Origin of the sequence: Rhodococcus sp. 14C212 (genome assembly GCF_011058195.1) — a bacterium.
Classification (GTDB): Bacteria; Actinomycetota; Actinomycetes; order Mycobacteriales; family Mycobacteriaceae; genus Rhodococcus; species Rhodococcus aetherivorans.
This window is the reverse complement of record NZ_JAALEH010000137.1, coordinates 1-10,221: the sequence shown is the minus strand read 5'-3', so window position 1 is coordinate 10,221 and position 10,221 is coordinate 1. Positions and strand designations below refer to the sequence as shown.

Annotated in this window: 7 protein-coding genes and 3 pseudogenes; 8 read left to right on the top strand and 2 right to left on the bottom strand. The window is 70.3% G+C overall.

What is annotated here, in order from left to right:
* Window positions 1-33: 33 nt before the first annotated feature.
* On the top strand, window positions 34-1,233 hold the full coding sequence (locus tag G6038_RS28925; protein ID WP_165042133.1) for a thioesterase domain-containing protein: 1,200 nt from the start codon (window positions 34-36) through the stop codon (window positions 1,231-1,233).
* 47 nt (window positions 1,234-1,280) lie between these two features.
* Here G6038_RS28925 and G6038_RS28920 read toward each other — a convergent pair.
* Window positions 1,281-1,523 (bottom strand): annotated as a pseudogene (locus tag G6038_RS28920) (flavoprotein); the annotation flags it as partial.
* On the opposite strand from G6038_RS28920, the pseudogene G6038_RS28915 reads away from it, so the two are divergent.
* Both G6038_RS28915 and G6038_RS28910 read left to right on the top strand, forming a co-directional pair.
* Window positions 1,523-1,783, top strand: a pseudogene (locus G6038_RS28915) (ATP-dependent chaperone ClpB); the annotation flags it as partial. The pseudogenes G6038_RS28920 and G6038_RS28915 sit on opposite strands and share 1 nt — an antisense overlap.
* A 201-nt stretch (window positions 1,784-1,984) precedes the next feature.
* Window positions 1,985-3,199 carry a globin domain-containing protein gene (locus G6038_RS28910; RefSeq protein ID WP_165042131.1) on the top strand — a complete coding sequence of 405 codons (1,215 nt, stop codon included), beginning with the start codon at window positions 1,985-1,987 and terminating at the stop codon, window positions 3,197-3,199.
* A gap of 8 nt (window positions 3,200-3,207) precedes the next feature.
* Here G6038_RS28910 and G6038_RS28905 read toward each other — a convergent pair whose 3' ends face one another.
* On the bottom strand, window positions 3,208-4,368 hold the full coding sequence (locus G6038_RS28905; RefSeq protein ID WP_165042129.1) for an FAD-binding oxidoreductase: 1,161 nt from the start codon (window positions 4,366-4,368) through the stop codon (window positions 3,208-3,210).
* Window positions 4,369-4,609: 241 nt separating this feature from the next.
* Between G6038_RS28905 and clpB the strand changes: the two are divergent.
* The 5 genes and pseudogenes from clpB to G6038_RS28880 form a co-directional block, all read left to right on the top strand.
* Window positions 4,610-7,159, top strand: a pseudogene (gene clpB, locus G6038_RS28900) (ATP-dependent chaperone ClpB); the annotation flags it as partial.
* A gap of 25 nt (window positions 7,160-7,184) precedes the next feature.
* Window positions 7,185-8,081, top strand: coding sequence for a DUF5666 domain-containing protein (locus G6038_RS28895; protein WP_165042127.1), 897 nt, complete (start codon window positions 7,185-7,187; stop codon window positions 8,079-8,081).
* Window positions 8,082-8,111: 30 nt separating this feature from the next.
* Entirely contained in the window at window positions 8,112-8,771 is a 660-nt protein-coding gene (locus G6038_RS28890) for a hypothetical protein (protein WP_165042137.1), read from the top strand.
* Between the two features lie 49 nt (window positions 8,772-8,820).
* Window positions 8,821-9,609, top strand: a complete 789-nt coding sequence (locus G6038_RS28885) for an SDR family oxidoreductase (protein ID WP_165042125.1) — start codon at window positions 8,821-8,823, stop codon at window positions 9,607-9,609.
* Between the two features lie 108 nt (window positions 9,610-9,717).
* A partial coding sequence (locus tag G6038_RS28880) for a LemA family protein (RefSeq protein ID WP_346772946.1) occupies window positions 9,718-10,221 on the top strand: 504 nt, incomplete at its 3' end.

The window sequence follows — 10,221 nt, the reverse complement described above, 5'->3', positions numbered from 1 at the left end:
TGTGTATAAGAGACAGGGTATGTGGTGCCGGCGGTGGGGGCGCGGGTCGAGGCCGCGGCGGTGCTGGCGGCGGTGGCGGCGGTGGTGCCGTCGTACATGGTGCCGGCCGCGTTGGTGGTGCTCGAGGCGTTGCCGGTCGGTCCGGTGGGCAAGCTGGATCGAGGGGCGTTGCCGGCTCCGGTGTACGGCGGTGCGGCGTACACGGCTCCGCGCACCGGGCTCGAACGCACCCTCGTCGGCCTGTTCGCCGAAGTGCTGGGCGTCGGGGTCGACGACGTCGGGATCGACGACAGCTTCTTCGAACTCGGCGGCAACTCACTCAGTGCCGTTCGCCTGGCCTCCGAGCTGGAGGTCGCACTCTCGAGGAAGATCGCGCTGTCCGCCATCTTCCTGGAGCCGACGCCCGCGGCACTCGCGCGCCGTCTCGGCACCCCGTCCGGCGCTGCTGCCCCATCGCCGGCAGACGGAATGGACGTAGTGATTGCATTGCGGGACAGTGGGAGTCGGGATCCGTTGTTCTGTGTGCATCCGGCCGTCGGCATCTCGTGGGTGTACGCCGGATTGCTCCAGTACCTTCCGGACCGGCCCGTGTACGGCCTGCAGCTGCCCTCCATCTCGGGCGGGCCGGCCTACGCGTCGGTCCGGGATCTGGCCCGCCGCTATGTCGACGAGCTCCGCACTATCCGGTTCCGCGGTCCGTACCACCTGCTCGGGTGGTCCCACGGCGGCCTCGTCGCCCATGCTATGGCAGTCGAACTCCGGACTGCCGGTGAGGAAGTCGATCTCACGATGCTGGATGCGTATCCGATCGCACGTGGACCGCAGGAGGCTACCCTTGCGGAGATGCTTGCAGGCCTCGGCATCCCGGTCGACGATGTCGATCCTGCGAGTCTGTCCTACGAGGACGCCGTCGCGCTGGTGAACCGGTCGTTCGGGCACGACACGGGTCTGGATGCGTCGCACCTCGAGCGCATCATGACGGGGTATGCGCACATCCAGCGGGAAATGACGGAGATCGACCCGAGTCCCTTCGTCGGTGACCTGCTGTTCTTCGCAGCTGCGAGCTCCGTCGATTCCGGCGCCGGGGTCTCCCCGGGACTGTGGCAGCGGTTCGTCACGGGGACGATCGACGAACACACCCTCCGGTGTGACCACCTGCAGATGATGAGTCCGGAATCGGCGGCGGTCGTCGGCCCGATCCTGGACGAGTACCTCTCCGGCCGATCCCGATGAGGTGGGCTACGGTCGGGCGGGTGCGGGATTTCTTGCCTCCCAGCGGGTTACATCGGGCCGAAACTGACGCTCTGCCGCAGCGGTCCGCCGGCGGACAGTGCGCAGAGGGTGGTCTTGATCATCGACGGGGACCCGGCGATCCGGATCTGCCGATCGGCCCAGGAATCGAACTGTGAGACCACCTTTCCCAGCTTGCCGTGCAGGGTCCGGTGCAGGTCCGGCGGCGGATCTTCGACGGGAACCGTTTGAAACCAAGGGTTCTCGGTCTCCTCCATGACGGGCACGACCGAAGGATTCCGCCCTCGAACGCCGCTTCCAGCAGGTGCTCGTCGGCGAGCCGAGCGTGGAGGACACCGTCGGCATCCTGCGCGGGGCTCGAGGAGCGGTACGAGGTGCACCACGGCGTGCGCTTCACCGACTCCGCGCTCGTCGCCGCCGCCACCCTCTACGACCGGTACATCACCTCCCGGTTCCTGCCGGACAAGGCCTCGACCTCGTCGACGAGGCCGCGTCCCGGCTGCGCATGGAGATCGACTCGCGCCCCGAGGAGGAACGCCCCTCGCCCGCGAAGTCTTCCGCGTCCTGCACGCCCCGTCGCAGGGTTGACACTCATAGGAGCATCACCGGCGGCCGAGCCGCCGACAGCCGGAGGCGTCGAAGACGCGCGGGACCTTTCTCCCTCTTCCCCCTACCTGATGGGTCCGGTCGGGCATAGCGTGGAAGTGACCCATCGGACACCCTGGGAGGCGTAATGCTTTCAGTCGAGTCCGCCGACGTGGTGCGCGCGACCCTGCCGGTCGTCGGTGCTGCGATCGGCGACATCACCCCGATCTTCTACCGCCGTATGTTTGCCGCGCACCCGGAGTTGGAGCGGGACCTGTTCAACCGCGGCAACCAGGCGCAGGGCGACCAGCAGCGCGCCCTCGCGGGGGCGATCGCCGCGTACGCGACGTTGCTGGTATCGGAGAGCGTTCCGCAGCCGGACGATCTGCTCGCCAGGATCGCGAACAAACACGCCTCGCTCGGGATCGTCGCCGACCAGTACGAGATCGTGCACAAGCACCTGTTCGAGGCGATCGTGGAGGTTCTCGGCGAGGCGGTCACGCCGGAGGTCGCGGCCGCGTGGGACGAGGTGTACTGGGAGATGGCGCGGGCCTTGATTTCGATCGAGGACGGGCTCTACCGGGACGCGGGTGTGGAGCCGGGACAGGTGTGGCAGCGTCTCGTGGTGACGCGGCGCGTCCAGGAGTCGCCGGACACGGTGTCGTTCGTGCTGGCGAATCCGGACGGGACGACGCTGCCGGCGGCCCGCCCCGGCCAGTACGTGTCGGTGGCGGTGCGGCTTCCGGACGGCGCCCGGCAGATCCGTCAGTACAGCCTCACCCGAGCTCCGGAGCGCACCAGTTGGGGGATCACCGTCAAGGCGATCGGTCCGAGCACGGCCGAGGACGGGACGGAGATTCCGGCCGGTGAGGTGTCGGTGTTCTTGCATCACAACGTGTTCGAGGGTGACGAGCTGGACGTGTCGCTGCCGTTCGGGGATCTGGTGCTCGACGAGAGCAGCGACCCGCTGCTGCTGATCTCGGCGGGCATCGGCTGCACACCCATCATCGGGATGCTGCACTATCTCGCGCGCACCGAAACCGATCGTTACGTCACGGTGCTGCACGCCGACCGGGCGCCGTCGCGGCACGCGCACCGGCAGGAACTGGTCGAGCTGGTCGACCGGCTACCCGGCGCGAAACTGCATCACTGGTACGAGGACCTCGGTGTTCGGCCGGCTACCGACACCACCCGGCTCGGTCGAATCGACATGGACGAGATCGATATCCGGCCGGATTCCCGCGTGTACCTGTGCGGTCCGCTACCGTTCATGGAGTCGGTCCGGACGTCGCTGCTGGCCCGTAACGTGCCGGACGGCAACATCCGTTACGAGGTGTTCGGTCCCGACAAATGGCTGCCGTGACCCGCCACCTACAGCGGGTCGAAGCTGATGTTCTGCCGCGGGGTGCCGCCGGCCGACAGTGCATAGAGGGTGGTCTTGATCATCGACGGGGACCCGGCGATCTGGATCTGCCGATCGGCCCAGGAGCCGAACTGTGAGACCACCTTGCCCAGCTTGCCGTGCAGGGTCCGGTGCAGGCCCGGCGGCGGATCTTCGACGGGAACCGGGTGCCACCACGGGTTCTCGGTCTCCTCCACGACGGGCACGACCGTGAGCCACGGATTGGTGGTGGCCAGCTGCCACAGGGTCCGCAGGTCGTAGAGGTCGCAGGGGTACTTGCCGCCGAAGAACAGGTGCACGCGCGGGTTGTCGCCCCGCATGCCCATCTCCATCAGTTGCGCACGCAGCGGTGCGAGGCCCGTACCGGAGGCGATCATCAGCACGTCCTCGCCGCTGTCGCGGTCGACGTGCAGGCCTCCGAGCGGGGGCCCGATCACCCAGCGGTCACCGACGGAGGTGTCGCCGACCAGAGCCGGGCTGACCCAGCCGCCGGACACGCGACGGACGTGGAACTCGAGCTGGCCGTACGGGTTCGGGGGGATCGCCGCCGACAGGTACCGCCACATGTGCGGGCGCTGCGGGATCTGCACGCTCATGTACTGCCCGGCGTGGTACGGGATCGGCGAGTCCGTCTCGAGCCGGATGATTGCCAGGTCGGGCAGCACCCGCTCGTGGCCGACGACGGTGGCGCCCCACGCGGCGGGCAGGTCGTCCTCGGCGGCGGCGGCGGCCATGGTGTCGACGAGGTGGGTGATGACCCCGGACCACGTGCGGTCGAGGGCGTCGGTCCACAGGATGGGCGGGGTGCACTCGCGCACGGCGATGTGCAGGGCCCGCCCGGCGGCATGGAAGTGATCGGGCCGGACGCCGTACTTGCGGTGGTCGCGGCCGAGCTGGGTGAGGAAGGCGGTGACGGTGTCGAGGTCGCCGAGCCGGTTGACCGCCCAGCCGACGGCGGTCGCGAACCGCTGCCGCATCGTCTCCATTCCCGCGGGGAACAGCTCGCGGATGCCGACGGTATCGCTCCACAGGGCGGTGTAGAAGGCCGTGGCGAAGCGCTCGGCGCCGCCGGGGGTCGCGACGATCGACGCGAAGCTGAGCTGGACGCGGGCGACGGCGAAGGCCTCCACGCACCCTCCCGCTCGCCGTCTCTGCTGGTCGGCCGCCACTGTAGTCCCGCGGCGGTGTTTCGGCCACAATCGACGTCGAGCAGCTCGATGACCCCGCGATGTGCCACAGGTCACACAGCTCGATAAAGTTGAGCGGAACAAACTCAACTTTGATGCCGTTGAAGCGTGTGAACACCCGCGGCGGGAGGCTTGCGGGTGCAGAATTGATACCGGCTCGCTCAATGAAGGGAAGGGGTTCGCAGTGGACTCGTTCAATCCCACCACCAAGACCCAGGCGGCGATGACGGCCGCCATGCAGTCCGCGTCCGCTGCGGGCAATCCGGAGATCCGTCCGGCCCACCTGCTCGTCGCGCTGCTCGACCAGACCGACGGCATCGCCGCGCCGCTCCTCAAGGCCGTCGGCGTGGACCCGACCGTCGTGCACCGGGAGGCGCAGACGCTCGTCGAGCGGCTGCCCCGCGCCACCGGGGCGACCCAGACGCCGCAACTCGGCCGCGAGGCCGTCGCCGCCCTGACCGCCGCGCAGCACCTCGCCACCGAACTCGACGACGAGTACGTCTCGACCGAGCATGTGCTCGTCGGCCTGGCCGGCGGCGATTCCGACGTCGCCAAGCTCCTCGTCGGGCACGGCGCCACCCCCGCCGCGCTGCGCGACGCGTTCACTACCGTCCGCGGCAGCGCCCGCGTGACCAGCCCGGACCCCGAGGGCACCTACCAGGCGCTCGAGAAGTACTCGACCGACCTCACCGCCCGCGCCCGGGAGGGCAAGCTCGACCCGGTCATCGGCCGCGACAACGAGATCCGCCGCGTCGTGCAGGTGCTGAGCCGGCGCACCAAGAACAACCCCGTGCTCATCGGCGAGCCCGGCGTCGGCAAGACCGCCATCGTCGAGGGCCTCGCGCAGCGCATCGTCGCCGGCGACGTCCCCGAGTCGCTGCGCGGCAAGACCGTCATCGCGCTCGACCTCGGGTCGATGGTCGCCGGCGCGAAGTACCGCGGCGAGTTCGAGGAACGCCTCAAGGCCGTGCTCGACGAGATCAAGGAATCGGCCGGCCAGGTCATCACCTTCATCGACGAGCTGCACACCATCGTCGGCGCCGGCGCGACCGGCGAATCGGCGATGGACGCCGGCAACATGATCAAGCCCATGCTCGCCCGCGGTGAGCTGCGCCTCGTCGGCGCCACCACCCTCGACGAGTACCGCAAGTACATCGAGAAGGACGCCGCCCTCGAACGCCGCTTCCAGCAGGTGCTCGTCGGCGAGCCGAGCGTGGAGGACACCGTCGGCATCCTGCGCGGGCTCAAGGAGCGGTACGAGGTGCACCACGGCGTGCGCATCACCGACTCCGCGCTCGTCGCCGCCGCCACCCTCTCCGACCGGTACATCACCTCCCGGTTCCTGCCGGACAAGGCCATCGACCTCGTCGACGAGGCCGCGTCCCGGCTGCGCATGGAGATCGACTCGCGCCCCGAGGAGATCGACTCGGTCGAGCGGATCGTCCGTCGCCTCGAGATCGAGGAGATGGCGCTGCAGAAGGAGACCGACGAGGCCTCCAAGGAGCGGCTCGAGAAGCTGCGCGCCGAACTCGCCGACGAACGCGAGAAGCTGAACCAGCTCACCACCCGCTGGCAGAACGAGAAGACCGCCATCGATTCGGTGCGAGGGATCAAGGAGCAGCTCGAGGCGCTGCGCGGCGAGGAGGAACGCGCCGAGCGCGACGGTGACCTCGGCAAGGCCGCGGAGCTGCGCTACGGCCGCATCCCGCAGCTGGAGAAGGAACTGGAGAAGGCCGCCGCCGCGTCCGGAGCCGCCTCCGACGGCGACGTCATGCTCAAGGAGGAGGTCGGCCCGGACGACGTCGCCGACGTCGTCGCCGCCTGGACCGGCATCCCCGCCGGCCGCATGATGGAGGGCGAGACCGCCAAGCTGCTGCGCATGGAGTCCGAGCTCGGCAAGCGGGTCGTCGGCCAGGACGAGGCCGTGCAGGCCGTGTCGGACGCGGTGCGCCGCTCCCGGGCGGGCGTCGCCGACCCGAACCGGCCCACCGGCTCGTTCCTGTTCCTCGGCCCCACCGGCGTCGGCAAGACCGAGCTGGCGAAGGCGCTGGCGGGCTTCCTGTTCGACGACGAACGCGCCATGGTGCGGATCGACATGTCCGAGTACAGCGAGAAGCACTCCGTCGCGCGGCTCGTCGGTGCCCCTCCGGGCTACGTCGGCTACGAGTCGGGTGGCCAGCTCACCGAGGCGGTGCGTCGCCGCCCCTACTCGGTGGTGCTGTTCGACGAGGTCGAGAAGGCCCACCCGGACGTGTTCGACACGCTGCTGCAGGTGCTCGACGACGGTCGGCTCACCGACGGGCAGGGCCGCACCGTCGACTTCCGCAACACGATCCTGATCCTCACCTCGAACCTCGGTGCGGGTGGCGACCGGGAGCACATCATGGCGGCGGTGCGGGCGGCGTTCAAGCCGGAGTTCATCAACCGGCTCGACGACGTGGTGATCTTCCACTCGCTGACCGAGGAGCAGCTCGAGCAGATCGTCGACATCCAGCTCGAGCAGCTGGCCGGTCGTCTGGCGGCCCGGCGGCTCACGCTCGACGTGTCGACCTCGGCCCGGTTCTGGCTCGCCGTGCGGGGTTACGACCCGCAGTACGGTGCGCGCCCGCTGCGCCGGCTCATCCAGCAGTCGATCGGCGACCAGCTCGCCAAGAAGCTGCTGGCCGGGGACATCAAGGACGGCGACACCGTCTCGGTGGGCGTCAGCGACGACGGCGACCACCTCGTGATCGGCGCGCAGCGCCTAACCTGGAGGGACCATGACGAACCCGCACGATCCGCGCACCCCCCAGGAACGCGCCTACTCGCTCGACGAGGGGCGTGAGGGCGACGCGCGCGCGACGGGCACCGGCCGCACCGACCCGGACGCCGACGACACCCGGGTCCTGCACACCGCCGACCCGACCGAGGCGTACGGTCGTCCGCCGGCCAACCCCACCCTGGTATACCCGGCGTACGACCCCCGGTTCGATCCGACGGCGGCGCCCCCGAACCCGACGCAGGCGTTCGAGCAGCCCGGCGCCGGGCCCCAGCCGCAGTACGCGCCGACCCAGCAGTACACCGCGGCGCAGCAGTACCCCCACACCCAGCAGTACGGGGCGGCGCCACCCACCCCGCCGCACACCGGCGAGTACCCGGCGCTCGACGCGAAGCCGCCCCGACGCCGCCGCTGGGGCCCGATCCTGCTCGCCGCGGTTGCGCTGATCGTGCTGGCCGGCTTCGGCGGCTACCTGCTCAGCGGCGGCAGCGGCGACGACCCGCAGCAGCGCAGCGCGGCGGCCCCGACCACCACGACCACGGTGCCTCGGCCCGCGCCCACGACTCCCGCGCCCACCAGCGAACCGGCCGTGCCCGGCCTGCCGTTCGAGCAGTTGCCCGGCGGCCTCGGCGACGTCATCGGCTCGGCCGGCACCGTCGTCGGCACGATCACCGCCAACGACGGCACCTCCCTCACGCTCAGCGGCATGGGCGGCTCGAGCGTCACCGTGCGGCTCACCCCCGAGACGCAGATCATGTCGCTCGCGGGCTCCGATCCGTCGGCGCTGCGAGTCGGCGACTCGGTCGTCGCGCAGGGCTCGCCGTTGCGGAACGGGGAGATGATCGCCGACACTGTGGTCAGCGCGTCCCTGCCGTCCTTCGGCGGTCCGGGCAACTAGAACGCGATAGGCTGACCCTCGATGACGGCTATGTGGTTCGGACTGGCGGCGATCGCACTCGCGGGTGCGCTGGTGCTGCTCTACATCGACCGCACGCGGCGCGAACAGTCCGGCCGCGTGCGCGAGATCTGGGCGCGCGCCCAGGGCTACAAGTACAGCGCGGCCGACGACACCCTGCCCGGGCACTGGCACCGGGCGGCCCTGGCCAAGCAGGAGTATCTCGGCGCGGTGGACGTGGTCCACGGCATCCGCCGCGGCGAGGAGTTCATCCTCTTCGACATCGAGGAGACGGCGACGATCGTCGCGGTGCGCCGCAAGGTCGGCTCCGACGTCGACATCGACCTGCGCCTGAAGTCGACGCCGCCGCCGAAGGACTCGGACATGAATCTGCTCGGCGCCATCGGGCCACGCATCGTGTTCGCCACCGATCTCGAGATCGCCCGCCGCATCTGTGACCAGCGCATGGTCGCCTACACCGAGTCGATCCCGGCGCACGTGCAGATGCTGTGGAGCGAGGGCGAATGGACCCTCGGCTCGATCCCCGTGGGCAGCACCGGCCGGGAATGGGACTCGGCCATCGAGACCGTCGCCCGGCTCTCCGGGATCCTGCACGTGCTGCCCCCGATCGTGGAGCCGCAGGAACTCGACCGAGTCGCGCACGACCCCGGCCGCCCCTCCGCGCGGCGCTGAGCCCACCGCGTCACCGGAAGCGGCCGGCACGCTGCGCTAGCTTTGGCCCATGACTTCCGCTGCCACCCGGCCCGTCGCCCTGATCACCGGCCCCACGTCCGGTATCGGCGCAGGCTTCGCGCGCGCGCTCGCCGGCAAGGGGTACGACCTCGTGCTCGTCGCCCGTCGCGAGCAGAGCCTGCGGTCCCTCGCCGACGAACTGACGTCGCGTTTCGGCACCACCTCGGAGATCCTCGCCGCGGACCTGGCCACCGAGGACGGCCGCGCGGCCGTCGCCCGCCGCCTCGCCGAGGGCGTGGAAATGCTCGTCAACAACGCCGGGTTCGGCACGTCCGGTGAATTCTGGACCGCCGACCCCGCCCTGCTGCAGTCGCAGCTCGACGTCAACGTCACCGCCGTGATGCAGCTGACCCGGGCCGCGTTGCCGCCGATGATCGCGGCAGGCAGGGGCAGCATCGTCAACGTCGCCAGCGTCGCCGGGTTGCTCTCCGGACGTGGTTCGACGTACTCGGCGAGCAAGGCCTACGTCGTCTCGTTCACCGAGGGACTGGCCGGCGGTCTCGCCGGCTCCGGGGTGCGGGTACAGGCGCTGTGCCCCGGCTTCGTGCACACCGAGTTCCACGAGCGGGCCGGGATCGAGATGAGTTCGATCCCGGAACTGATGTGGCTCGACGTGGACACGGTGGTGCGCACGTCCCTCGCCGACCTCGAGGCCGGCAAGGTGATCAGCATTCCGGGCCTGCAGTACAAGGTGCTCACGACGGTGGGCCGGCTCGTCCCGAAGAACCTGGTGCGCAGGGCGACCAACCTGGTCGGCCGCGGCCGGGGACGGACGTAGGCCCACCGCAGGTAACGGTCCGGACACGGCGCGCCGACACGGCGCGTCGCGACTCGGGCGCCCCCTCGGCCCCACGGTAGATTTCGCCCTGTGACGTCTGTGGCTCTTGTGATTGTCGTTGCGGTCGTGGTGGTACTGCTGCTGTGGACGCGCGCCGCCGTCCGCCGCCTCCGGGTGCTGAAGATGCGCCACCGCGACAGTCTGCGCCTGCTGACCAACGAACTCGACGACCGCTACGACCAGGTGCCCGCCCTCGTCGCGGCCTCCGCCGGCGCCGGCATGGACCGCAGCCGGCTCAGCCCCGTCGTCGGAGCCCGCTCCCTGGCAATCGCCATGCGCGACCAGCGGCTGCCCCTGGGCGAGCGGGCCGCGGCCGAGAACACTCTGTCGGCGGCCCTGCACGACCTGATCGGCGTCCTCGACGGCGTCAACCACTGGCCGTTCATCCGCGTCGCCCGCGAATTGCAGACCCGCGAGCAGCGCATCGCCGGGGCCGCCCGCGTCCACAACGACCTCGGCCGCGCCATCAACACCGCGGCCACCACCTTCCCGGCCTCGGTGTTCGCGCGCCTCGCCGCGGTCGGACCCGTCCCGCTGTTCGAGGTCGCCGCC

What these genes read in the sequence shown, in the direction of transcription:
- G6038_RS28890 (WP_165042137.1), top strand. Translation starts at nt 8,112, where the DNA reads ATGTGGTTCGGACTGGCGGCGATCGCACTCGCGGGTGCGCTGGTGCTG.
- G6038_RS28885 (WP_165042125.1), top strand. Translation starts at nt 8,821, where the DNA reads ATGACTTCCGCTGCCACCCGGCCCGTCGCCCTGATCACCGGCCCCACG.
- G6038_RS28910 (WP_165042131.1), top strand. Translation starts at nt 1,985, where the DNA reads ATGCTTTCAGTCGAGTCCGCCGACGTGGTGCGCGCGACCCTGCCGGTC.
- G6038_RS28895 (WP_165042127.1), top strand. Translation starts at nt 7,185, where the DNA reads ATGACGAACCCGCACGATCCGCGCACCCCCCAGGAACGCGCCTACTCG.